The organism is Streptomyces sp. NPDC042201, from assembly GCF_055582185.1.
Window position 1 is genome coordinate 326,746 of sequence record NZ_JBVJDS010000007.1, and the last position, 24,517, is coordinate 351,262.

Consider the following 24,517-nt stretch of genomic DNA (forward strand, 5'->3'; position numbering starts at 1 on the left):
TGTCCGACCCAGGACCGGGTGCCCGTGCGCCGGGTCTGTGCATCAGGGCCACCCGCCGGGCCCACTCGCTTCCGGACCGCTCACCCAGGACAGTGGAGGGATGGGCGCACACCGTGACGAGGCGTACGGGCCGGACGACGCGGCCGCGGCGCGGGCGCGCGCCGTGCTGGTGGAGGAGATCGCGGCATCCGGGGCGCTGGACGATCCGGCCTGGCGGGCCGCGTTCGAGGAGGTGCCGCGCCATGTCTTCGTGCCGTACTACTTCGTCAGCCGTCCCGGCGGCTACGACCGGCTGTGGAGCGGCGACCCCGACGCGGCGCGGCGGCAGCGCTGGCTGAGGGGGGCGTACGCGGACGGGCCGCTCGCGACCCGGGTCCGCGACGGTGAGCTGATCTCGTCCAGCAGCCAGCCCTCCCTGATGGCCCGCATGCTGGTGGAGCTGGATGTACGGGACGGGGACCGCGTCCTGGAGATCGGCGCGGGATCCGGCTACAACGCGGCCCTGCTCGCCCACCGGCTGGGCGACAAGCTCGTCACCACCATCGATCTGGACCCGGAGATCACGGAGTCCGCCCGCACACATCTCGCGGCGGCCGGCTACCGCCCCGCCGTCTTCACCGGCGACGGAGCGCGCGGCGTCCCGGAGCGCGCGCCGTTCGACCGGATCATCGCGACCTGCACCCTGCCGTCGGTGCCGGCCGGCTGGCTGGCGCAGTGCCGGCCGGGGGCACGGATCCTGGCGCCGCTCGCCACCGGACTGATCGCGCTACGGGTCGGCGACGGCGCAGACGGCCGCTGCGCGGAGGGACGCTTTCTGCACACCCCGGCGTTCTTCGTACCGCTACGAGGCGTCCCCGGGGGCGGTCCTACGGCGCGGCGGCCCCTCGGCGGACTGCCGAGGCGCACGGCCGAGAACGACCTCTTCCGTTTCCTGCTCGCGCTGACCTCGGGCAGCCTGGATCCGCACGAGGCGCTCTCCCTGTGGGAGCGCGAGCGGCGCCCGGAGCGCGAGCGGTTCGGCGTCACCGTCGCCGGAGACCGCCAGTGGGCCTGGCTGGACGACCCCTCGGGGCCGTACCTCTGGCCCCTGGGCCCCGGCGGGTTCAGCCTCGGCGGATCGTGATCGTCGTCCAGGCGCCGACATGCACCCGGTCGCCGTCCTTGAGCGGGACGGGGACATAGGGCTGTATCGGGTCCTCGGCGCCGTTGAGCGTGGTGCCGTTGGTGGAGTTCTGGTCGACCACGGCCCAGCTGCCGTCCGGCTGGTGGACCAGGACCGCGTGCTGGTGCGAGACGCCCGGGTCCTCCGGCGGCACGGACAGGTCGATGTCGGGGGACTCGCCGGTGGAGTGGCGGCGGCGGCCGATGGTGACCTGGTTCCCGCCCAGCGGGAGGCGCTGCTCGGGGGAGTAAGCCGGCAGATTCAGCCCGGTGGCCTCGGGGCCGCTGCGCTGCATCATCGCCATGAAGTACTCACGGTCCGGGCCGACGACCGCCGTCCAGCTCACCGGGGTCTGGGGCTGCGGCGCCGGGGGCTGCGCGGTCTGGTGCTGGGGTGTCTGGTGCTGCGGTGTCTGCGGGGCCGGGAACTGCGGTGTCTGGTGCGACGAGGGCGGCGGCAGCATCCAGTCGTCGTCGCCGGTCCGCCGGGGCTGCGGCGGGGCCGGCGGGGCGGAGGACTGCTGCGGGAAGGCGGGCGGCGCCGGCGGACCCTGCTGCACGTACGGCGGCGGAGGCGGCGGGCCCTGCTGATGCGGGCCCTGCCGGTGCGCGTCGGGCCGGTGCGGGTCCTGCTGCGAGGGCCGGTCGGGCGTCAGCGGCTCGGCGGGCCGGTTCAGCTGCGAGGGCCGCGAGCTCTGGTACTCGTACGGGTCGTGCGGCCGGGGCGGCTGCTGGGCCTGGAAGCCCGGCGGCAGATTCAGCCCGGGGACGGGACTGCCCATACCCGGACCAGGGCCGCCGCCGGGACCGCCGGGACCGGGCTGCTGCGGAGCCAGCGGGGTGTACGACGTCGCCGTGTTCGTCAGGAAGTTCCAGCGGCACTCCTCGCAGAACGGAGCCATCGGCTCGCGCGGGGTGCGGCACTGCGGGCACAGCTCGGCCTGGGCGGTGGCGTCAGGGCCCTGGCCCTGGGGATAGCCGTAGCCGAGCGCGGGCGGCGGCGGGGGCGGCACGGCGCCCGTGGGAGCGCCAGGACCGGCCATGCGATGGCCGCAGACCTCGCACCAGTCGTCGGAACCCGACTGGTGTCCGTTCGGGCAGGTCGGCATGTCGGCGCTTCCCCCTCTCCTCGTCCGGCCCGCAGGCCGCTGCTCGCTGCTACTTCTTGACGCGTACGGTCTTGGTCGAGCGCGTTTCGAGGGTCATCTCGTCCGCATCGGCGACCTTCGCTTTCAGTCGCACAGTACCTGTCGCCGCGTCGACCACGTCCACCACCTTCGAAAGCAGTTTCGCCGTATCGGCGTTCCCTGACGAGGCGGCGAGCTGCACCGCGCGCCCCAGTTTCGCGGTCGCGCCGTCGAAATCACCCGACTTACGGGCATCCAGGCCCTGTTGGATGACGTGTGCCAGTTCGGCCTGGCCCGTGTAATGCGCGACCTGGGGGTTGATGGAGGTGGAGGCCGCCATGTCGTCCGTCCACACCGCGCGGACCAGCCCCTGTGACAGCACCTGGGGAGCGCCGCCGCCCGGCGCGGGAAGTATCAGCGAGACCCGCGCGGCCAGCATCTCCTGACCGATGCCGGCCTCCGGGACCTTCACGCATACGTGGTAGTCGCGGGATTCGTCGCCCCAGGAACCGGTCGGATAATCCCCGGCCCGCGGCCCCGCCTCGGTGCGCCGGCCGGTCAGCTCCTCGACCGTGGGCGCCACTTGCTTGACGAAGCCGATCTCCACCCCGACGGGCGTCCAGAGCCGCAGCGCCACATCCGCGACCTCCTTGCCCATCGCGTTCTCCATCATCTGGGTGAAGTCCGCGGCGAGGCCCGCCGGATCGGCGACGATATCGGCGGTCCCGAGCAGTGCGGAGGCGATGCCGGTGACCTCCTTGACCTCCCAGTCCGTACCGACGCCCCTGGCGTCACAGGTGAAGCGGCCCGCGCAGGTGTCGAGCGCGGCCTTCAGGTCCTCCGGGGACTCGTGCTCGTTACGGCCGTCGGTGAGCAGGATGCCGTGCCGGATGGGGACATCGGCCGTGGCCAGCAGCCGGTCGGCCAGCCGCAGCCAGGTGCCGATCGCCGTGCCACCGCCCGCACTGAGCCGGCGCAGCGCCTCCTTGGCCTGGGCCCTGGTCTGCGTGTCGGCGACGGCGAGCCTCCCGTTGCCCGGGAAGACCTCCTTCGCCACATGCGTACCGCCGACGATCGCGAAGGCGACGCCGTCGCGCAGGGTGTCGACGGCCGCCGCCGTGGCATCGCGCGCGTTGCGCATCTTCGTCGGCGGGTAGTCCATCGAGCCCGAACAGTCGACCATGATCACCACGGCCGCGTTCGGGCTGTGGCCGGGCAGCGCCGAGGGAGTGGACGAGGATCCCGCCAGTGGCACTCCGCCGGTGGTGCCGCCCCCGGTGGACGTGACCGTGACGATCGCGTTGACCTCGCGCCCGCCCTCGGGCAGGTATTCGTTCTGGTACACGTCGACGGAGAACTGCGGCACGTTCGACTTGGAGAAGTTCGCCATCTGTATCGGCTCCTTGACGCTCCACACAGCAGAGACAAGTGAAAAAGGGGTCAGCGAAACGGGCATGGGGGGTCGAGGTCGGACAGAGTGGTGCTCACGCCGTGTTGTAGGCGGATCCTGCCCCTTGCGGCGGCACGGCGAACGGCAGTACGGCCACTGTTACGTTGTCGTGGCCCCCGCCGTCCAGCGCGTGCCCGACCAGCACCTGAGCCGCGTGCAGCGGGCGTTCCGCGGCGTCGGCCGGCAGCGCCCTGGCCATCTCGTCCGCACCCTCCGCGTAGTTCCACAGACCGTCCGTGCAGACCACCACCACACCGGGGCGGTCCGGCTTGAAGGACGCCGTGTGCGGCTCCAGTTCGTACGCGTCGGCGCCGAGCCAGCCCGTGATGGCGTGGGCGCGCTCGTCCGCGTACGCCTCCGCCTCGTTCATCAGGCCGGCCGCGACCATCTGCGCGGCCCAGGAGTCGTCCTCGGTGAGCCGGGCGGGCGGGCCGCCGCGGTCGTCGGGCACCCAGTACGCCCGGCTGTCGCCGATCCAGCCGACGACCAGCAGGCCGCTCGCCACCACCGCGCCGACGATCGTGCACGCGGGGGCGTTCTGATGGGGGTGCGGATCGCGCGCCGTCGCGCCGCCCGGGTGGGTGGCGAGGCAGTTGACCGCCTCGGCGGCCACGACGATCGCCTCGTGCATCGCCTGCTGCGGATGCGTTCCGCGCGGCAGCGCTTCGAGCAGGGACTCGTTCGCCGAGGCGGCCGCCGCGGCCGAGGCCTCGTCGGGCCGGGTCGCCGAGGACACGCCGTCGCAGACGATCGCGACCACGGCGGGTGAACCGTCCTGGAGGGCGGCGGAGGACACGGCGAACGCGTCCTCGTTGCGGTGGTGGCGCAGTCCGCGGTCGCTGACCGCGGCCACCGCCCCGAGCTCCTGCTCCACATGGTCACGCTCACGCGGCTGGGCATGGCCGCAGTTCTCGCAGTAGCCGTCCGTGTCGACCCGGCCCGCGCGGCAGGCCACACAGAGCTTGCTGCCCGCGTGGGACGCGTGGGCGGGATCCGCGGTGCGCGGATCGGCGCAGGGGCCGGCCGAGGCCGGATCGGCCGGGACCGGGCCAGCGGTGTCCCGGGCCGAGGCGTCCCGGACCACGGAACCCGACGCGTTAGCGGCGTTCCCGGGAGCGGACGTCGCCGGAGCGGGTGCCCCAGGGGTGGACGTCTCCGGCACCGGCGTCCCTGGCGCGGGCAGCTCGAAGTCGCCCGACTGAGAAGGCAGTTCTGAGCCGCCCGAGTCCACCCCCGGCAGCTCACCGGGCAGATGCACCGGCGCGTGGGCGTCCGAGCCGTCCCTTCCGGTGGCGGGGGGCCACTCCACACCGGCGACCGGGGTGCCGGGCAGCGTCTGCCCGGCGCCGGTCATGACGATGGTGGGATGGTCGTCCGGTCGTGGAGGTACGGCCGACAGGTCGTATCCGCACGCGCCGCAGAACAGGTCGCCGGACTCCAGCGGCTCCGTGCAGCCGGGGCATGTCGGCCGACCGGCCGACTGGGGCATCTGGGACATCAATCACACCCACGTCCGGGGGCGGAAACGGTTGGCCCGTTCCACCAGTTCGATCCTCTCCTCGCCGCGCTGAGCGAGCCGGGCGAGCACCCGGTACGAGCGTTCCAGTCCGAAACGCAGGCCGCGCTCGTCCAGTTCGCTGCCGAGCAGCACGGCCTGTACGGGACTGGACCCGGGACTACCGGAGAGTACCCAGTCCAGGGCCGTGCCCAGTACCTCTGTCGACAACTGTTCACGCCGTACCGCGTCCAGACCGAACTGCTGCAGCGCGGACACCTGTTGGGCAGCCGCTGTCAGATCGTCGATCAGCGGCGGCTGCGCGCCGGAGCCGGGGGCCGGCGCGTGCGGGCCTCGCTGGCGCAGCCGGGCCCGTACGGCCGCGACCCGCGCCGCCGTGTAATGGATCGACGCCTCGGGCACCGACTCCAGCGTCCGTACGGCACCGACCCGGTCACCGGCGGCCAGCTGCACCCGGGCCAGGCCGAACGCGGCGCTGACATAGCTCGGGTCGGTCGTCCAGACGAGGCGGTAATACTCTGCGGCGTTGTCCAGCTGGCCGAGCACCTCGGCGCAGACGCCCAGCGCCAGCTTCGGGGCCGGCTCGCCGGGGAACGCGTCGTAGATCGCGTCGAAGGAGAGCGCCGCGATCTCGTCGTCGCCCGCGGCGAGCGAGGCGATGCCGCGGTACCAGACGACCCGCCAGTCGTCAGGGCGGCGTGCCTCCAGGGCGCTCAGCGCCTCGGCGGCCGTGGCCGGTTCACCCATCTCCAGCCGGGCCCGCAGCTCGCGCAGTCTGCGCTCCACCGAGTCGGTGGGGGCGGCGGCCAGTGCGGAGATCAGTTCGGCGGGTGCCGAGGCCATCAGACCGGCCAGGAACCCGGCGTTCGGATCGTTCGGATCGACGCGCGGTACGGGCAGCGCCAGCGCGGTCGCCCGCGCGTCGAGGGACGCGAGCAGGGGCGCGCCCGTGCCGTTCACCGGTGCGGCCGTACCCGTGGTGCCTCCGGCGCGGGGAGCGGGGACAAAGGGCTGCGCGTGCGCGTACGGCACCGCTGCCGCGCCCGGGGAAGGGGCAGGGGCCGCCGGGTCGAGGCCGCCGGCCCCCGGAACGCCGGGCCGTGCTCCCGGCGCCGGCAGAGCGCCCGCGCCGACGCCCGGCGGCAGGGCGGGCACCGGAGGAAGGCCGTGGGGGGCCGCGGCCACCGCCTTCGTACGACGGCCGAACCTCCCGCCGCCCGGCGCCGGCTCCACGCGCGCGCCCAGCCGCGAGACGTCCTCCATCAGCTCCGCGAACAGCTCCGTGTCCGTGACCCGCAGCTCGGGGCCGAACAGCGTCGACAGCGCGGGCCGCGGCCGGCCCGTCTGCAGCGCGACGACCTCCCGCAACACGCCCGTCAGCTGCTCAGCCATCTCCTGGGCCGAGGAGAACCGCCGCGCCGGATCCGGGTCCGTCGCCCGCACCAGCAGCCGGTAGAAGGATTCGTACGTCCGGAAGACATCGATGTTGTCGGGGTCCGGGAGCGAGTCCACGAACACATTCGTATAGCCCTGGAAGTCGAAGGTCATCACCGCCAGGGTGCGGGCCACCGTGTACAGATCGGAGGCCACGGAAGGACCGGTCTCCGCGACCTCCGGCGCCTGGTACCCGACGGTTCCGTAGATCGCCGACTCGTCGTCGTCCATCCTGCGGACCGCGCCCATGTCGATGAGCTTGAGCTGATCCTCGGTCTGGATCGCGTTGTCGACCTTGAAGTCGCAGTAGAGCAGATTCCGGCTGTGCAGATGACCGAGCGCCTCCAGCGCCTCGATGCCGTACGCGCAGGCCTGCTCGACCGGCAGCGGATCACGCTTTCCCGCACCGGTGCGCCGCTCGTTGGCGATCTCCTTCAGCGACTTCCCGCCGACGTACTCCATGACTATGTAGCCGTCCATGGAGCCGGTGCGCTGGTCGAGATGTTCCACGAAGTTGTAGATACGGACGATGTTGGAGTGCTCGATCTCCGCGAGGAAGCGGCGCTCGGAGATCGCCGCCTCCATGGCGTCCTGGTCGCCCGTGTCGAGCAGGCCCTTGAGGACCACCCAGCGGTCCGAGACGGCGCGGTCGATGGCGAGATAGACCCAGCCGAGCCCGCCGTGGGCGAGACAGCCCACGACTTCGTACTGCCCGTGCACGATGTCGCCGTCGTGCAGCTTCGGCACGAAGGAGTACGGGTGCCCGCACTTGGTGCAGAACCCTTCCGTACGGCCGGGCCGGTCGCCGCGGGCACGGCCCACCGGCGCCCCGCAGTCGGAACGCGAGCAGTACCGCTTGCGCTCGGGCACCTCCGGGTTCGCCATCACCGCGGAGCGCGGGTCGGGACGCGGCACGTCCGGTACGGAGACCAGTCCCGCGCCCAGCCGGTTGCGCCCCGACGCGGCCGTGGACGAACCGGAGCTGCGCACCGACACCGACCGGGAGGTCAGCCGCCCGGACAGTGCGCGCGACAGCCGGCCGGAGACCGAACGCCGTGAGGTCGACGAGCGTGAGGAGGCCCGGGAGGAAGCCCGGGAGGAGGAGCGCGCGGAGTCGCTCCTGCCCGAGCCGCCGCTGCCCCTGCCGCCGCCGGTGATGCCGGTGGGCGGTGACGACAGCACGCCGTTGGGCGAGACGACGGGGGCCAGACCGCAGGTGTCGCAGTACAGCTCACCGCCGCCCATGTCTTCGTACGAGCCCTCACAGCCGGGGCGCTGGCATGTGTTCGTCGCGCTCATCGGTCCCCCCGTTCGCCTTCTGTTCTCTTCGCCGCACGTCCCGTCGCCGCTCTCACGCGTCCCCCCTGCGGTCGGTGGGCTCCGGCCGGCGCGGGACCAGGATCTCCGCCGCGGCCTGCTGGTAGCGCAGCACCGCCTGCTCGGCGACGCGCAGATCGCACGGCGCGCTCCACAGCATCCTGCGGGCCGCGTCGTACCGCTCGATCAGCACCGGGTCCTCGGCCATGCCGTGCCGGGCGATCTTCGCCTTGTACGCGTCCAGCCGGCCGCGCAGCTCCGCGCGGACCGCGAGCGGCGCCGTGACCGCCGTCAAGGACTCGCGGGCACGCAGCAGTTCGTCCTCGGCGTCGCGCTCCAGCGACTCCAGCAGCGGTGAGAGCCGGTGCCACTGGGCATGCCTGCGGTGCTCCGCCGCGGTCGAGAGCCGCTCGTGGAGCACGGTCGGCGGACCGCTGACGGCCGGTACCTCGGACGCCGCGATCTTCGCCAGCACCTCACCGCGGGCCGACCGCGCCTCGGCGAGGGTACGGTCCGCGCGCGACAGCACGTCGCGCAGCCGCATCAGCCGCTCCTCCGAGTCCTGGCGCACCGCGAGGACCGCTTCGATCTCCCGTCGTACGTCCTCCAGGGCGCGGGCCGCCCGGTCGTAGCGCTCGGTGTCGGGACGGCCGCCGCCCGGGGCCGAACTGCCGGGCGCGGGACGCCAGAAGGCCAGCGGATCGGAGACCACCTGGGCGCGCAGGGCGCTCAGCTCATGGGTGATCGACTCCAGGTCGTCGCCGGCCGGGTGCTCCCCGGGCCGTACGCCGACGGAGTGCGCCAGCGAGCGCGTGCGCTGCAGCTCCGCGGAGAGCAGATCGATCCGGGCGGGCAGCGCGGACCACACCGAGTCCGCGGCCACGACCATGTCCAGCGAGCGCGCGTACAGCCCGTTCATCCGGGACACCAGCTCCGCGAGCGTGAAGTGCTCGGAGAGCTTGGCAGGACCGGTGAGGGACGGCGGCTGGTGCTCGGCGGTGCCCGCGATGGTCACACCGCGGCCGCGCAGCGTCTCGGTCAGCTCCACCAGATCGTCGCGGTTCGGCCAGCGCCGTCTGGCGCGCGCCTCACGGGCGCCGCTCAGCGCCGCGGCGTAGTGGTCGAAGTACGTCCACAGCAGGGTGATCGACTGCTCGGCGTCGGCCCAGCGGTCCTTGGTGACCCCGGTGAGCGCGGCCCCTTCGAGGAGTCTGCGGCCCGCGTGGTCCTGCAGGGCGAGCAGCGAGGTCTCGATCGCCTCGTGCTCCGCTTCGAGGCGTGCCAGAGCCCGGTCCACCTCGTCCCGGTCCATCACCGGTCCCGGCGGACTCCCCGTCGAGTCGGGGAAGGAGCCCGTGGCGCCCATCGATCACCTCTCCGCTCTTGTCCGTACGACGCGTACGACTGACTGGAAGCACTGGAAGGTCCCGCAGCACTGGAAGCTTCGGCAGCTCTCGCAGGACCGGAAGGTCCGGCGGAACTAGCTGTTCTCCTTGTACTTGGCGCCCGGCGGTGCGGTTATTCCGGGCAGGCCCGCCTCCAGCCACTTCCGGTACGACGTCATCCAGGGACTGTTCGCCCCGCCTGCGCGATACCCCTCCAGCACCTTGTTCACCCGGCGTATCAGGTCGTCGTTGCCGAGCTTGGCGGCGACGCCGTAGTACTCGACGGTGAACGGCTCTCCTTGCAGCTCGACCGCCGGGTCCTGGGCCGCCTGACCTGCCGCGAGGGCGTTGTCCGTCACCACCGCGTCCACCTCGCCCAGCTGGAGCCGGACCAGACAGTCGAGCTGGTTGGGCACCGTCAGCCGGTCCTCGTCGGCCGGCTGTCCGTCGTGCTCGTCCTTGAACTCCGCGCCGTACGACTGCTTCTCCAGGGCTTCGTACGCCGTCGAGCCCTCGGCGGAGCAGACCCGCTTCCCGGCGAGCGACCGGTCGTAGCCGGTGACCGTCGAGTCCCTGGGGGCCAGCACCTGCTGGCCCGCCTGGAAGTAGGCGGTGGAGAAGGCGACCTGCTTGATCCGGGCGCAGTTGATCGTCATCGTCCTGACGACGAGATCCACCGTGCCGTTCTCCAGCGCCCCGACCCGCTGATTGGTGGGGATGGCGCGGAAGATGATGGCGTCCGGATCGCCGAGTATGTCCTTCGCTATGGCCCGGGCCAGATCGATGTCGAAGCCTTCCAGACTGCCGGTGGCCGGGTCGCGGTAACCCCAGCGGTAGCTGTTCTGGTCGACACCGACGATCAGCTTCCTGTTCGTACGGGCCTTGATCTTCTCTATGGTGGCGCCGTCCTCGCCGGAGGCCGGGAGGCTGGCCTCCGGTTCCGTGCACTCGTCGGCCTTGGCGGGCATGGCCGTGGCGATCCGCTGTCCTGACTCCCCCGGCCCTTCGGCGACCGAGTGGGACAGCGGCAGCAGGGTGAGGGACGCCGTCAGCACGCAGGCGGCGGCCATGGCGGAGACACCGCCCCAGCCCCGGAGCCTGTCGAACGGGCGGAGCCCGCGGGACCGGCGGGGCCTGTCCATGGAAGTCATCCCTCCGCCTCTCACCGGTACTCCGAAAGCCTGCGGCCGATGCCCAGGATGGCGCCCACCGCACCGACCAGGGCCAGCACCCCGGCTCCGACCGCCAGTCCGGTCAGCGCACCCCGGCCGTCCGAGGCGGCCCGGGTGAACTCCCGCTGCTCCTGGACGAGCGCCTTGCGCAGCGCCGTGTCCACCTGGTCGAACGACTGCCCGGTGGATTCCTCGCTGCCGATGACCTTCTTCAGCGCGCCCTCGTAGTCACCGGCCTTGTCGGTCTTGCTGGCCGACGTGTGGCGCTCCCGCCACTGGGCGACCGAGGAGATCGCGTCGTCCACCGGCTTGCCGCCCGCGCTGTCGTCGGCGAGCTTCTTCGCCTCGCCGAGCGCGGTGCTGAGCTTGTCCATGCCCGTGTTGTAGTCCGTCTCGTACTTGTCGTTCTTACCGTCCGCCGTGAGGACGGCGCCCCGCGCCACCAGTGTCAGGTTCTCGTTGGCACGGGCCTTGAGGGAGTTGATCCGGGCGTCGTTGAGGACCTTCAGTGATTCCTGCCCGTGTACCTGAGCGGTATTCAGCTCGGCCCGCGCGACGGTCTGCCCGACGGCCAGCCACAGCAGCAGGACCGTGGCCGAGGCGGTCGCGGCCAGCAGGCCCTGGTTGAACACCCGGTTCGTCCGGAGGTAGTTGCGCCGCTGGGCCCAGAAGAGGCCGCCGAACGCCAGCACCCCCATCACCAGGGAGACGAACGGCCAGAGCCGCGCGTCGTCGTTGTCCCGGGCGAGCCGGTCCGTCTCCGCCGCGTACAGCTTCTCGGCCGCGGGCAGCAGTTCGTTGGCCATCTGCTGGTTCGCGTACCGCAGATAGGCGCCGCCCAGCGGCAGTCCCTGCCGGTTGTTGGCACGGGCGCGCTCGATCAGACCGGTGTAGCGGGGGAGCCCCTCGTTGAGCGTGGCGATCTGCCGGGCCGAGTCGCTGGAACTGTCCGTGTTGGCCGCGGCCTTGACCAGCAGCCCGGACGCCTTCTCGATGTCGTCCCGATAGCGCTGCTGCACCTTCGGCGGCTCCTGCGCGCCCGCCAGGAAGCCGCTCGCCGCGGCCGTGTCGGCGTCGGCCAGCGAGCGGTAGATGTCCGCCGCGTCCGCGCTCAGCGGCTGACTGTGGCTCACCACGTCGTCGGCGGCGGAGAACCGGTCGGCGGCCTCCCATGCCGTCACCGCCCCGAACGCCACGACCAGCAGCGCCAGTGCGGCCCCGATGATCCTCAGCCGGCCGGGCTCGGTCATCGCCGCCGCGCGCAGCCGCTCCGTGGTCTCGGTCCACGCGCTGTGGCGCGCGGGCGGCGGAGCCGGTGGCTGTACGGGCGGTTGCGCCGGCGCGTGCGTGGGCGCCGATGGTGGCGCGGGGCGCACATTCGGCGGGTAAGTCACGTGACCTCCCCCTCGGTCATTTGACGACGGCGGCCCGCCCCCGGCGGGTGGGGGACGAGTCCCAGGCCAGCAGTATGGCCGCAGGGACCGACAACTGCACAAGGCTTGACTGGATCTTCCTCCTGTCGCGCCCGCCGCGGCCGTCCGCTCTCCCCACCATGAATACGCCACTGACCCGTGATCGGTTCCCGATCACGGGTCTTCGTACGCGTTCGGATGAGCCGTCAGACGGCGGGAGGCACCAAGGTCGGAGGCACCGGGGGCGAACGCACCGGTGTTGGAGGCACCGGGGTCGGATCAGGCGTAGGACGCCCCCAGCCGGGCGTGCGCCTCGGCGCTCGCCCGTACCCGGTCCAGCCCCAGCAGAGCCGCGCCCAGCACCGGCGGCGCCGTCACGACCCTGGCGACCGCCTTGGGCGCCCTGGCCGCGAGCAGTTCCCCGATCCGGTCGTCGAGCCGCGGATGACGGGCCGCCAGCACACTGCCGCCCAGCAGCACCGGCGCCTCCTCGTCGAGCAGATCCAGCTTGCCGAGCGCGACCGTCGCCAGCGCGACGACCTCCTCGGCCAGCCGGTCCACCAGCGACCCGGCCACCGCGTCGCCCGCCGCACTCGTCGCGAACAGCACCGGCGTCAGCTCGTGCCGGCGGAGGAACGGGATGTGCCCCAGATGCAGCGCCTCTATCAGCTCGTACATCGACGCGAGACCGAAGTGCCCCGGCAGGGTCCGCACCAGCTCCGTCGGCTCACCGCGGCCGTCCTCCGCCCGCGCCGCGAACCACAGCGCCTCCTCCGCGAGACCCGAACCGCCGCCCCAGTCACCGGAGATCCGGCCGATCGCGGGGAAACGGGCGGTACGGCCGTCCGGCAGCATGCCCACACAGTTGATCCCCGCGCCGCAGACGACGGCGACGCCCCGCGGCTCCGCGCCGCTCGGCAGACCGGCCCGCAGGACCGCGAAGGTGTCGTTGCGTACCTCGGTGGTACGGCCCCAGCCGCGCGCCTGCACGGCCTCGGCCAGCTCCCGCTCCTCCACCGGGAGGTCGGCGTTGGCGAGACAGGCCGACACATGATCCGCGAAGTCCCGCTCCGGCAGCCCCGCGGCCGAGACGGCCTCGGCGACCGCCAGCGCCAGCGAGTCGATCGCCGCCTCGATCCCTACGACCGGCGGCTGGAAGCCGCCCCCGCGGGCCGTGCCGAGCACCGAACCGTCGGCGCCGATCACGGCCACATCGGTCTTGCTGTTCCCGGCGTCGACGGCGAGGACGCTCGCGCGCCCCGCCGCCGTACCGGCAGTGCTCACACCCACGCGAGATGCTCCCGGTTGTGCGAGATCAGCCGGTCGGTGAGCGCGTCCGCGTCCGCGTGCTGGCCGATCAGCGGGTGCGCCAGCAGCGCCTTGAAGACGCGGTCGCGGCCGCCGTGCAGCGCGGCCTCCAGCGCCAGGTCCTCGTACGCCGTGACATGCGCGATCAGGCCCGCGTACAGCGGGTCCAGCGCGTCCACCGCGAGCGGCACCGCACCCTCCGTGCCCACCCGGGCCTGGACCTCGATCACCGCGTCGTCCGCCAGGAACGGCAGGGTGCCGTTGTTGTACGTGTTGACGACCTGGACCGGGCTGCCGCCACCGCGCAGCAGCGACGCCGCCAGATCCACCGCGGCCTCCGAGTAGAAGGCGCCGCCGCGCTTGGACAGCAGCTCCGGCTTCTCGTCCAGCGCCGGGTCGCCGTACATCGCCAGCAGCTGCTTCTCCATCTCGGCCACCTCGGCGGCCCGGGACGGCTTGGTGCCCAGCTCCCGTACGACCTCGTCGTGCGCGTAGAAGTAGCGCAGGTAGTACGAGGGCACGACCCCGAGCCGGTCGAGCACCGAACGCGGCAGACGCAGCTCGTCCGCGAGCGCGTTGCCGTGCTCGGCCAGCAGCTTGGGCAGCACGTCGGCGCCGTCGGGACCACCGAGGCGCACCCCGCGCTCCCAGGTCAGGTGGTTCAGCCCCACATGCTCCAGGTACACCTCGGAGGGCGCGACCTCCAGCAGTTTCGCGAACTTGCGCTGGAAGCCGATCGCCACATTGCACAGGCCGACGGCCTTGTGGCCGGCCTGCAGCAGCGCCCGGGTCACGATGCCCACCGGGTTGGTGAAGTCGATGATCCAGGCGTCCGGGTTGGCCCGCCGGACCCGCTCCGCGATGTCGAGGACGACCGGGACCGTACGCAGCGCCTTGGCGAGGCCGCCGGCGCCCGTCGTCTCCTGTCCGACGCAGCCGCACTCCAGCGGCCAGGTCTCGTCCTGGTTGCGCGCGGCCTGTCCGCCGACCCGCAGCTGGAGCAGCACCGCCGAGGCGCCCGCGACGCCCGCGTCCACGTCGGAGGTGGTGGTGATACGACCGGGGTGTCCCTGCTTGGCGAAGATCCGCCGGGCCAGCCCGCCGACCAGGTCCAGCCGGTCGGCCGCGGGGTCGATCAGTACGAGTTCCTCGATCGGCAGAGTGTCCCTCAACCGTGCGAATCCGTCGATGAGTTCGGGTGTGTAGGTGGATCCTCCGCCTACGACAGCGAGCTTCATGGTTCTCAGCCCTTTACTCCGGTGAGCGTGACGCCTTCTACGAAGGCCTTTTGTGCGAAGAAGAAGACGATGATGACCGGCGCCATGACCAGCAGCGTCGCGGCCATGGTCAGGTTCCAGTTGACCGCGTGCGCGCTCTTGAAGGATTCCAGGCCGTAGCTCAGGGTCCAGGCGCCGGGGTTCTGCGCGGCGTAGATCTGCGGTCCGAAGTAGTCGTTCCAGCAGTAGAAGAACTGGAAGAGCGCGACGGCGGCGATGCCGGGCTTGGCCATCGGGACCACGATCTTGAGCAGGGTGCGCAGCTCACCACAGCCGTCGACCTTCGCCGACTCGATGTACTCCGAGGGAATGGTGAGCAGGAACTGCCGCAGCAGGAAGATCGAGTACGCGTCGCCGAACGCCATCGGGATGATCAGCGGCCACAGCGAGCCCGACAGGTGGAACTGCTGGGCCCAGACCAGGTACATCGGGATGATGATGACCTGCGGCGGCAGCATCATCGTCGAGATGACGAGGAGCATCGCCGTCCGGCGGCCGCGGAAGCGGAACTTGGCGAGCGCGTAGGCCACCGGCACTGACGAGCACACCGTGAAGACCGTGCCCAGGAGCGCGTACACCAGCGAGTTGCGCCACCAGGTGAGGAAGCCGGGCGTGTGGAACACCGTCGAGTAGTTCGACCAGTGCCACGAGGAGGGCCACAGCTCGCCGCTCAGCGCCTGCCCGTCACTCATCACCGAGGTGAGGAAGACGAACACGAACGGCAGGACGAAGAAGAGGGCCAGCGCGAGGGCCACGGAGTGGACGGCGATCCAGTTCAGCGCGCGCTTGCGGCGCTGTCTGGCGGCCTCGGGGCCGCTCGGGCGGCTCGGCGCCGCGGTGGCCGGCGGATTCAGGGTGGTGGTGGTCATCTCAGTCCTCCGCCGGGATGAGGCCGACGCTCTTGCGCATCAGCAGCAGGGTGACGGCCATGGCGATGGCGAAGAGCACGAGCGAGAGCACGCATGCCGCGCCGGTGTTGAAGTTCTGGAAGCCCAGTGAGTAGACGAGCTGCGGGACCGTCAGGGTGGAGTGGTCCGGGTAGCCGGGCTGGATCACCGTGCCGGGGCCGATGGAGACGCCGGAGGCGAGCTTTCCCGCGACCAGGGCCTGGGTGTAGTACTGCATCGTCTGTACGACCCCGGTGACGACGGCGAACAGCACGATCGGGGTGATCGCCGGCCAGGTGACGTAGCGGAACTTCGACCAGGCGCCCGCGCCGTCCAGATCGGCGGCCTCGTACTGCTCCTTGGACACGTCCAGCAGCGAGGCCATGAAGATGACCATCAGGTCGCCGATGCCCCACAGGGAGAGCAGCACCAGCGAGGGCTTCGACCAGCTCGGGTCGTTGAACCAGTTCGGGCCGTGGATGCCGATCCAGGCCAGCACCTCGTTGACCGGTCCCGTGGACGGGTTGAGGAGGAAGACGAAGGCGACGGTCGCGGCGACCGGCGGCGCCAGATACGGGATGTAGAAGGCGGTACGGAACAGTCCGACGCCCGACTTGATCTTCGTCACCAGCAGGCCGATGCCGAGGCCGAAGACCACGCGCAGCGCGACCATCACGACGACCAGCCACAGGGTGTTCCACAGCGCGGGGCCGAACAGCGGCATCTGTTCCAGCACGTACTTCCAGTTCCGCAGGCCCACGAAGGTGGGCGCCTTGATCTGGTTGTAGTGCATGAACGAGAAGTAGACGGTGGCGAGCAGCGGATAGGCGAAGAAGACCGAGAAGCCGACCAGCCAGGGGGACAGGAAGCCCAGGGTGCGCAGCCGCTGGCGGTTGCGCTTGCGGCGCAGCGGGGTGTTGCCGGGGGCCGGTTCGGCCCCGGCCCTGGCGGTGTCCGCCGAGGTGGAGAGTGACAGTGCCATGGCTCGGCTCCTCAGTTTTCCGACTGGAGGTTGTCGGCGTCGATCTGGTCGTCGAGTTCCTTCAGGGCCTTGTGGAGGTCGCGCGTCCTGCCCGATTCGACGGACTGCGAGAAGTCACCGAACGAGTTGATGTACTGGCCGCCGTTGTTGGACGGCGGGACCGCCTGGCTGTAGGGGTTCTGCGCGATCTTGAGGAACTGCCGGAAGGACGGGTCCGAGTCCAGGTCGGGTGACTCGAGCGCGGCGAACGTGGACGGCACGTTGTGGATCGCGTTCGCGAAGCTCACCACCGAGCCGGTGTCGATCGTCAGGAACTTCATCAGCTCCCACGCCGCGTTCTGGTGCTTGCTGCTGTGCGCGATACCGGCGACGGTGCCGGTCAGATAGCCGCGGCCGTACGTGTCGGCCTGGTCGTCGGGGACCGGCAGCGGCGCCACGGCCCAGTTGAATTTCGCCTTGGCGTCGTCGAGCATCAGCCCGCGCCACTCACCGTCCAGATGCATGGCGAGCTTGCCGGTCAGGAAGCCGTTCTGCGACGACATCTCGTCACCGAAGGTGCCGCGGAGCTTCTCCATGGCGCCGTAGCCGCCCTGCGCGTCGGAGAGGTCCTTCATCGCCGAGAAGAACTGCTCGGTCTTGGGCTCGTCGGCGAGCTGGGCCTTGCCGTCGGCGGTGAAGTACTTCGGGCCCCACTGAGCGAACATCCGGTCCGGGGCGTTCTGGTAGAGCTGGAAGTTCGGCATGAATCCGGCGCGCTTGAGCGAGCCGTCCTTGTTCCGCTCGGTCAGCTTGACCGCGTCGGCCTTCATCTCGGACATGGTGCGCGGCGGCCGGCTGATCCCGGCCGCGTCGAAGGCGTCCTTGTTGTAGTACATGCCGAACGCGTCGGCGAGCAGCGGCATCGCGCACTGGACGCCCTCGTACTGGGTGTAGTCCAGCAGGGTCTTCGGGAAGACCTTCGCCTTCTCGATCCCGCTCTTCTTCAGGAAGGGGTCGAGATCGGCCCACATGCCGGACGAGCAGTACTGGCCGACGTTGTTGGTGGTGAAGGAGGTGACCACGTCGGGCGCGCCGCTGCCACCGGCGCGCAGTGCCTGGTTGATCGTCTCGTCGCCGACATTGCCGGTGGAGACGACCTTGATGTTCGGGTGGAGTTTCTCGAAGCGGGCGATGTTCGCGTTGATCGCCTTCACCTCGCCGGCCGCCGACCAGCCGTGCCAGAACTTCAGCGTCACCGGCGCGGTCGGGTCGTCGGTGTTGCTGCCGGTGCTGGGATTGGCACAGCCGGCCAACAGCAGCGCGGCTGCGGCGAGTGCCGCGGACACGCAGGTGCGTATACGCCATCGCGCCATGGCGGACTTCCTTTACGGGGAGGGGACGGGGGAGGGGGTCGCGAGAGGGGAAGCAAGTGGCATAAAAGGGGCATGAGTGGGTGGGTGGTGGGTCGGGGGTGGGCTTGTGGGCCGGGCGGGGAGTCAGGTGCTGGGTGGGGTGCGGGGGTCAGGTGGTGTCGAAGACCGCGTCACGGGCGTGGGTGAGGGCGGTCCGCAGCGCTCCGGTCAGGATCGGGTCGCCGTCCAGATCGCTGATCCGCAGCAGCGGCCGGGGCAGCGCGAGCCCGGTCAGCTCGGCCTCGACCCGCTCGCGCAGCGCCTCGCCGCCGGCCTCGGCCACCGCTCCCGAGAGCACGACGAGTTCGGGGTCGACCACGGCGACCACGGCGGCGAGGCCGGTGGCCAGCATGCGGGCGACCTGGTCGCGTACGGCCTCGTCGGCGAGGGCCTTGGCCAGCGGCAGGCCGCCGGCCAGGTCCCGTACGGCGGGGGAGGAGACCTGGCTCTGGAAGCCGCCGCCCGCGTCGGGCCCCGCCCAGTCCCGCGCGCCGCCGCGGGCGAGCGGTGCGCCGGGCAGCGGCATGTAGCCGATCTCCCCGGCGCCGCCGGTGGCGCCCCGCAGCAGGGTGCCGTTCAGCACGATCGCGGCGCCGACACCCTCGTCGAGCCAGGCGAGCACGAAATCGTCGTGGTCCTGCGCGGCGCCCTCGTACTGCTCGGCGATGGCGGCGAGGTTCACATCGTTCTCGATGAAGACCCGGGTGCCGAGCACCTGGGCCAGATCGGCCTGGAGGGTGCGGGAGTGCCAGCCCGGCAGATGCGGCGCGTAGCGCAGCTGCCCCGTGTGCGGGTCGATCGCGCCCGGTGTGCCGATCACCGCGCAGTGCAGGTCCTCATGGCCGAGACCGGCCTCCCGCAGGGCGCCGTCCACGGCTTCCGAGACGAGCTGGGCGGTACGGTGGCGCACGTCCTCCGCGACGGCTTCCGCCTCGACCCGGCAGGTCCCGACCACCGTGCCGGTGATGTCGGCGACCACGGCGTCGATGCCGGTGGGCCCCGCGGAGAGCGCCACCACATGGGCGGCGGCCGGGTGCACCTCGTACAGCACGGCGTTGGGTCCTGGACGGCCGCTCTGGCTGCCGGTCGTACGGACCAGTCCCGCGGCCTCCAGCCGGGTCAGCAGCTGGGAGGCGGTGGGCTTGGAAAGGCCGGTCAGCTCACCGATCCTGGTGCGGGTGAGCGGACCGTGGGCGATGAGCAGATCGAGCGCGGCCCGGTCGTTCATGGCCCGCAGTACCCGCGGTGTCCCCGGCGACGGAGTGGATGATCCGGTCACGGTTCGGACGCCTGCCTTTCGACTGCTCGTTCTCCCGATGACACTGTTAGGAAAGTTTCCTATCGGGTTTCGAGGAAAGTAGGCCCGCCGTCAGGAAGCCGTCAATACCCTCCGACGCACGACACCCCCGAGGCAACCAAAGCGTTACCTGCGGGGGTGTGCGGGGCGACGGAGAGGACCGTGGCTGTTACCTGCCGGGGTGGGCCGGCGGGTACCTGCCGGGGTGTACCGGCGGTTACTTCGAGAGATTCTGGGGCGGGGCCAGCGGCGACGCCGCCAGGGACTGCGGAGAGGTGGGGCTCGCCAGGGCCGACGGCGCTGAGACGCCCGCCGCCGGGTCCGCCACGGGCGCCCCGTCCGTCGCGGGCAGGAGGCCGCCGACGATCCGGATGCCCGCCTCGTCGAACGCCTCCTTGATCCGCCAGCGCAGTTCGCGCTCCACGCTCAGCGCCTGACCCGGCATCGTCTTCGCCGAGAGCCGTACGGTCATCGAGTCCAGCAGGACGGAGTCCAGGCCGAGCACCTCGACCGGGCCCCACAGCTTCTCGCTCCAGGGGTCGTCCTTGGCCAGCTTCTCCGTGACCTGCGTGATGACCGCACGGACCTTCTCCAGGTCCTCGGACGGCCGGACCATCACATCGACCCCGGCGGTGGCCCAGCCCTGGCTGAGGTTGCCGATCCGCTTCACCTCGCCGTTGCGCACGTACCAGATCTCGCCGTTGTCACCGCGCAGCTTGGTGACGCGCAGGCCGACCTCGATCACCTCGCCGGAGGCCACCCCCGCGTCGATGGTGTCGCCGACGCCGTACTGGTCCTCCAGGATCATGAAGACACCGGAGAGGAAATCGGTGACGAGGTTGCGCGCGCCGAAGCCCAGCGCCACCCCCGCGACCCCCGCGGAGGCCAGCAGCGGGGCCAGGTTGATGTTCAGCGCCCCCAGCATCATCAGCGCCGCCGTGCCCAGGATCAGGAACGACGTGACCGAGCGGAGCACCGAGCCGATGGCCTCGGAGCGCTGACGGCGCCGCTCGGCGTTCACCAGCAGACCGCCGAGCGCGGTGCCCTCCACCGCCTGGACGCTGCGGTTCATCCGCTCGATCAGCTTGGTCAGGGCACGCCGGATCACATGACGCAGGACCAGCGCGATCACCATGATGAGCACGATGCGCAGGCCGACGCTCAGCCAGGTGGACCAGTTCTGCTCCACCCAGCCCGCGGCGTCGGTCGCCCGGTCCGCCGCCTCGTCGAGGGTGACGGGGTCGGACGGGGGGCCTGCGGCCGGCAGGGCGGACCAGGACACGACGGGAACCTCCGGATAGGGCAGGGCGGACCAACCACACTAACGGGGCAGTGCGCACGCTCCGGCGCTCCGTTCGGGGGAGAGACGATCCTCACGTGGGCCCCAGGCGGCCGCACAGGGGCCTGTACGCGGGGGAGAGCGCTCTGTGGTTGAAAACACTCCGAGCCCGTTACCCGGACGTGGTGGCGTTTCGACCAGGCATAAGGAGAGACTGGAGCAGATCGTCCCGGCGCGAGCCACGCGCCGCCGGCGTACAAGGAGGCATCCGTGCCGCATGTCCTGGTCCTCAACGCGTCGTACGAGCCGCTCGGCGTCGTACCGCTCCGCCGCGCGCTCGTCCTCGTCCTCGAGAACAAGGCCATCTGCCTCGAGGAATCCGGCGCCTTCATGCACAGCGCAACCCGTGTCGTTCCAGCACCCAGCGTCGTACGGCTGAAGCGCTTCGTACGGGTCCCCTACCGGGGGCCCGTTCCGTTGACCCGCCGTGCGCTCTTCGCCCGAGATGGCGGCCGCTGTATGTACTGCGGTGGCGTCGCAACCAGCGTCGACCACGTCATTCCGCGCAGCCGCGGCGGACAGCACGTGTGGGACAACGTGGTGGCGGCCTGCCGCCGCTGCAACCACGTCAAGGCCGACCGCCATCTGCTGGAGCTGGGGTGGCGGCTCAACCACCAGCCGGCCCCGCCGTCCGGGCTCGCCTGGCGGATCATCGGAACCGGACACCGGGATCCGCGCTGGCTGCCGTATCTGCAGCCGTACGGCGCGGACGACGCGATGGCCCGGATCGACGGCATTTCCGCCTGAGGGGGCGGGGGCGTGCCCACACCCCCGGCCCCGCGTCACTCCGCATCCCGGTTGCCGTGTCGCTCCGTACGCCCGGCCCCGCGTCACTCCGCGACCGCGTACGCCTCCACCGAGAACAGCGAGTAGCCGAACCGCGTGCCCCGCGCCTCGCCCTGGATCCGCACGAACCGGGTGTCCTTCGCGTCCATCCCGATCGCCTCGCGCCCGCCCCTGCCGTCCTTGACCGTCGCCGCCGTGCGCCACGTGGTCCCGTCCGAGGAGACCTGGATGCGGTAGCGGCTCGCGTACGCGTCCTGCCAGCGCAGCACCACCTGGCCGACCCGGGCAGGCCGCGCCAGCTCCAGCTGCCACCAGGCGCCGTCCTCGACCGGCGAGGACCACCGGCTGACCGGATCGCCGTCGACCACGGCGGACGCCGGGAAGTCGGGGGTCTCGTCACCGGAGGACGACGCGACGCCGGTACGGGCGAGGTCCGGGCCGCCGGTGCGCGGCGAGGCGCGGACCGTCAGGGTCCGCTCCTCCCCGGCGAAGGCGAGCGGCACCTCGTACGTCCCGGCCGGGGTGCCCGCGGGCACACTGACCTCGACGGGAACATTCGTACGAGCACCGCGCGGCACGGTCGTCTCCTTGGGCACCGTCACCCGGATGCCCGAAGGCGCCTTCGCGGTGAGTGTGCCTCGCACCTCACCGGGCCGCTGGGCCGCCAGCCGCGCCTCGACCTTCTGCGGCTTCCCGCCGATCTGGGCGTCCGCCTCGCCCCGCGTCAGATCGAGCCGGGCCCGCGGTTCGTCGGCGAACCAGGGCACGACATGGCGTACAGACGGCGCCGACCCGCCAGGACCCGCGACCCCCGAGCCGCTGCCGGGCCAGACGAGCCGTACCGCGTCGATCCGCAGCCCCCGCGCGTCCGACTGGGTCCAGCCGGACATCGAGAGCGGGCCCAGGGGGCGCCAGCCCGCGCCGGGGACATGGGCCTCGACGGTCGCGCCCGCGCCCGTGCCGGGCTCGGTCATCGTGTTCACCGCCTCGACGGGACGGGCCCGGCCGAGGCCGACGGTGTACGCCTGCGCGTCCTTGGTGACGTCCGCGCCCGCGGCGCGGTCCGCGCCCGTCCAGGTCGCCGATTCCGTGACGGCCCGGTCGAGGAAGGGATCGAGCACCCCCTTGCCGACCGTGACCTGGCTCGCCGCCGCGGCCTCGCGCAGCGGCTCCAGATCCAGTGAGGCCTGCCAGGCCGCCGCGCCGTCACCGCGTTCCTGGGCCCGCAGCATGTCGATGGCCAGCTCGCCCGCCCCGCCGTACCGCGCCAGCTGGTCGAGCCAGGGCCGCACCTCGTCGTCGAGCCGGCCGTCGGCGGCCCCGGCGAGCCGCCGCGGGGCCTCGCGCATCACCGTGAACGCGGCCCTGAGCCGGTCGGCGGCGGCGCTCCTGGCCTTGGCGTCCGTGGTCGTACGGGACCGCCAGAACGCCTCGAACAGCGGTTTCAGATAGGCCGACTCCGACGAATCGAGGATGGAGGACGCGTCATTGCCCGCCAGCGCGGTCAGCGCCTCGCGCGCCGCGGTGTCCTCGCCCGCGAGATCGTTTATGGCGGCCCGCCAGGACTCCTGCGGCTGGTATCCACGCGGATTCCAGGCGTAGTCGGCCGCGGTGAACAGCGGGATACGGGACGCCGACGCCTGCTCCATGGCGTTGGCGAGCAGCGCGACGGAGCCGGTGGCGACGGCCGGCTCCCGGCCGGTGTACGGGCCGAGGAAGATCCGGCCCTGCTCGTAGTCGTTGACCGGGTAGTTGTCCATCGTGACCAGCGGGTGCCGGAACGCGGCGCGCGCGCCCGCGAGCTCCCGGCCCGTGATGGTGCGCGGTACGACCCCGACGCCCGTCCACGCCACCTGTACGCGCCCGTCGAGCGCCCCCGCGAGCGCGTCGCGGTAGTCGGTCGAGCCGTCCTGGTAGTACTCGGTCGGCATCACGGTGAGGGGCTCGGCGCCGGCGTGCCGGTCCGCCAGATGGGCCGCCACCGCGTTCGCGACCCGGGCCTGTGCCTCGGCCGCCGCCCCGGGTCCTGAACCGAAGGTGTCCGCGTCCGCCGCGCAGTGCCACTCGCTGTAGCTGACGTCCTGGAACTGGAGCTGGAAGGCGCGCACGCCCAGCGCCCACATCGCGTCGATCTTGTGGGTGAGCGCCTTCAGGTCCTTGTCCGAGGTCATGCACATGGCCTGGGCGGGGGCCACGGCCCAGGCGAGGGTCACATGGTTGCGGCGGGCGCGCTCGGCCAGCTCACGGAAGTCCGCGCGCTGCGCGGCGGGATACGGGTCGCGCCAGCGCGCCTGCCGGTACGGGTCGTCGCCGGGCGCGTACAGATAGCGGTTCTGCTTGGTGCGCCCCATGAAGTCGAGCTGCGCGAGCCGCTCCTGATGGTCCCAGGGCTGTCCGTAGAAGCCCTCGGTCGTGCCCCGTACGGCCGTGCCGGGCCAGTCGCGTACGACAACACCGGGGACGGTGGGCCGGTCCTTCGGCGTGACGATCAGCTGGCGCAGGGTCTGCGCGGCGTGGAAGAGGCCGTCGGTACCGATGCCGTCCAGGGCGATGGTGTCACGGCCGGCGACGGCGCCCACGGCGATCCGGTAGCCGCCGGGCGGGAGATCGGCGCGTTGAGGTGCGCCGAGGGCGCGCAGCGCGTTCTGCGCGCCGGTGCCGCCGGCCAGTATGACCGGCCCGGTGCCGGAGGGTGCCGTTCCGGAGGGTGCGGCGGACGGGTGCACGGTACGGACTCCGGCCGCGCGCAGCAGGGCCGTCAGTTCCTGTACGGCGTACGGGTCGGCGCCCTCGCCCGCGACGACGGTCACCTCGTCCCCCAGGGAGACTGCCCGCCCGGCCGCCCGGATCGTGTGCGGCCGGGGCCAGACGGCGGGGACCGCCGTGCCGCCCTCGCGGTCCGGTGTGGTGGCCGCGGGAGAACCGGGCTCATTGGGTGCGGCCAGCGCGGCCGGTGCGGCGCCGAGTAGTCCACCGATCACGGCGACGACGACGGCGGTCGCGGTCCCTCTTCTGCGCCCGAGCTGCACGTCTTGCTCCCCTCGTGCTTCCTGGTCCCGCGGAGTCTCGCCAAGCACTATCGCCAAGTGGGCTCACCGAGCGGCATTGAGCCCACCACTCGCGTGGTGAAGGTGTCAATGCGCGTGGCCTTTGTGTCGCATTTGCCCGTTGTGATAGGCAGGGACCTTCAACTGCCGCACGGGGAACGGATCGTGACTCGACGCACGTTTACAGCACGGACGCGTCTGCGGCCGCGCCCGCTGGGTAGGGCTGTTG

General features: G+C 71.8%; 18 protein-coding genes. 3 read left to right on the forward strand and 15 right to left on the reverse strand.

The window, feature by feature from the left end:
• Positions 1-100: 100 nt before the first annotated feature.
• Complete coding sequence (locus ACZ6MZ_RS19635; protein WP_469353245.1) at positions 101-1,123, forward strand: methyltransferase domain-containing protein; 1,023 nt, start codon at positions 101-103, stop codon at positions 1,121-1,123.
• On the opposite strand, the gene ACZ6MZ_RS19640 is transcribed toward ACZ6MZ_RS19635, so the two are convergent.
• The 5 genes from ACZ6MZ_RS19640 to ACZ6MZ_RS19660 all read right to left on the reverse strand — a co-directional run bounded on the left by ACZ6MZ_RS19640 (position 1,104) and on the right by ACZ6MZ_RS19660 (position 9,371).
• The gene (locus ACZ6MZ_RS19640; RefSeq protein ID WP_469353246.1) at positions 1,104-2,270 is read right to left on the reverse strand and encodes an FHA domain-containing protein; all 1,167 of its coding nucleotides are present in this window, start codon (positions 2,268-2,270) and stop codon (positions 1,104-1,106) included. The two genes, ACZ6MZ_RS19635 and ACZ6MZ_RS19640, sit on opposite strands and share 20 nt — an antisense overlap.
• Positions 2,271-2,319: 49 nt before the next feature.
• Positions 2,320-3,678, reverse strand: a complete 1,359-nt coding sequence (locus ACZ6MZ_RS19645; protein ID WP_384188310.1) for a vWA domain-containing protein — start codon at positions 3,676-3,678, stop codon at positions 2,320-2,322.
• A 94-nt stretch (positions 3,679-3,772) separates the two neighbouring features.
• A complete protein-coding gene (locus ACZ6MZ_RS19650) occupies positions 3,773-5,236 on the reverse strand; it encodes a PP2C family protein-serine/threonine phosphatase (RefSeq protein ID WP_469353248.1) in 1,464 nt (487 codons plus the stop codon).
• Positions 5,237-5,239: 3 nt separating this feature from the next.
• Positions 5,240-7,987 (reverse strand): serine/threonine-protein kinase, encoded by a 2,748-nt coding sequence (locus ACZ6MZ_RS19655; RefSeq protein WP_469353250.1) that lies wholly within the window; start codon positions 7,985-7,987, stop codon positions 5,240-5,242.
• Positions 7,988-8,039: 52 nt separating this feature from the next.
• Entirely contained in the window at positions 8,040-9,371 is a 1,332-nt protein-coding gene (locus tag ACZ6MZ_RS19660) for a coiled-coil domain-containing protein (protein ID WP_389787852.1), read from the reverse strand.
• Here ACZ6MZ_RS19660 and ACZ6MZ_RS19665 point away from each other — a divergent pair.
• Positions 9,361-9,489 (forward strand): hypothetical protein, encoded by a 129-nt coding sequence (locus tag ACZ6MZ_RS19665; protein WP_389787853.1) that lies wholly within the window; start codon positions 9,361-9,363, stop codon positions 9,487-9,489. The two genes, ACZ6MZ_RS19660 and ACZ6MZ_RS19665, sit on opposite strands and share 11 nt — an antisense overlap.
• Here the strand turns inward: ACZ6MZ_RS19665 and ACZ6MZ_RS19670 are convergent.
• From ACZ6MZ_RS19670 to ACZ6MZ_RS19710, 9 genes are all read right to left on the reverse strand, one after another.
• Entirely contained in the window at positions 9,486-10,532 is a 1,047-nt protein-coding gene (locus tag ACZ6MZ_RS19670) for a glutamate ABC transporter substrate-binding protein (RefSeq protein WP_389787855.1), read from the reverse strand. The genes ACZ6MZ_RS19665 and ACZ6MZ_RS19670 overlap by 4 nt on opposite strands.
• A 20-nt stretch (positions 10,533-10,552) precedes the next feature.
• A complete protein-coding gene (locus ACZ6MZ_RS19675) occupies positions 10,553-11,956 on the reverse strand; it encodes a hypothetical protein (protein ID WP_389787857.1) in 1,404 nt (467 codons plus the stop codon).
• Between the two features lie 297 nt (positions 11,957-12,253).
• Entirely contained in the window at positions 12,254-13,264 is a 1,011-nt protein-coding gene (locus ACZ6MZ_RS19680) for an N-acetylglucosamine kinase (protein WP_469353252.1), read from the reverse strand.
• On the reverse strand, positions 13,255-14,520 hold the full coding sequence (locus tag ACZ6MZ_RS19685; RefSeq protein WP_469353255.1) for a 6-phospho-beta-glucosidase: 1,266 nt from the start codon (positions 14,518-14,520) through the stop codon (positions 13,255-13,257). Before ACZ6MZ_RS19685 ends, ACZ6MZ_RS19680 begins: the two co-directional genes overlap by 10 nt.
• A gap of 5 nt (positions 14,521-14,525) precedes the next feature.
• Positions 14,526-15,428: a carbohydrate ABC transporter permease gene (locus ACZ6MZ_RS19690; protein WP_384333051.1), complete on the reverse strand. Its 903-nt coding sequence runs from the start codon at positions 15,426-15,428 to the stop codon at positions 14,526-14,528.
• 1 nt (position 15,429) lies between these two features.
• Positions 15,430-16,428, reverse strand: a complete 999-nt coding sequence (locus ACZ6MZ_RS19695; protein WP_389787861.1) for a carbohydrate ABC transporter permease — start codon at positions 16,426-16,428, stop codon at positions 15,430-15,432.
• Positions 16,429-16,439: 11 nt separating this feature from the next.
• Entirely contained in the window at positions 16,440-17,780 is a 1,341-nt protein-coding gene (locus ACZ6MZ_RS19700) for an ABC transporter substrate-binding protein (protein WP_469353258.1), read from the reverse strand.
• Positions 17,781-17,928: 148 nt separating this feature from the next.
• Positions 17,929-19,047, reverse strand: coding sequence for an ROK family transcriptional regulator (locus tag ACZ6MZ_RS19705; protein ID WP_389787865.1), 1,119 nt, complete (start codon positions 19,045-19,047; stop codon positions 17,929-17,931).
• 286 nt (positions 19,048-19,333) lie between these two features.
• Complete coding sequence (locus ACZ6MZ_RS19710) at positions 19,334-20,398, reverse strand: mechanosensitive ion channel family protein (protein ID WP_469353259.1); 1,065 nt, start codon at positions 20,396-20,398, stop codon at positions 19,334-19,336.
• Positions 20,399-20,665: 267 nt separating this feature from the next.
• Here ACZ6MZ_RS19710 and ACZ6MZ_RS19715 point away from each other — a divergent pair, with 267 nt between their 5' ends.
• A complete protein-coding gene (locus ACZ6MZ_RS19715; RefSeq protein WP_384188289.1) occupies positions 20,666-21,202 on the forward strand; it encodes an HNH endonuclease in 537 nt (178 codons plus the stop codon).
• An 83-nt stretch (positions 21,203-21,285) separates the two neighbouring features.
• On the opposite strand, the gene ACZ6MZ_RS19720 is transcribed toward ACZ6MZ_RS19715, so the two are convergent.
• Positions 21,286-24,270: a beta-N-acetylglucosaminidase domain-containing protein gene (locus ACZ6MZ_RS19720; RefSeq protein ID WP_469353261.1), complete on the reverse strand. Its 2,985-nt coding sequence runs from the start codon at positions 24,268-24,270 to the stop codon at positions 21,286-21,288.
• Between the last annotated feature and the right edge of the window lie 247 nt (positions 24,271-24,517).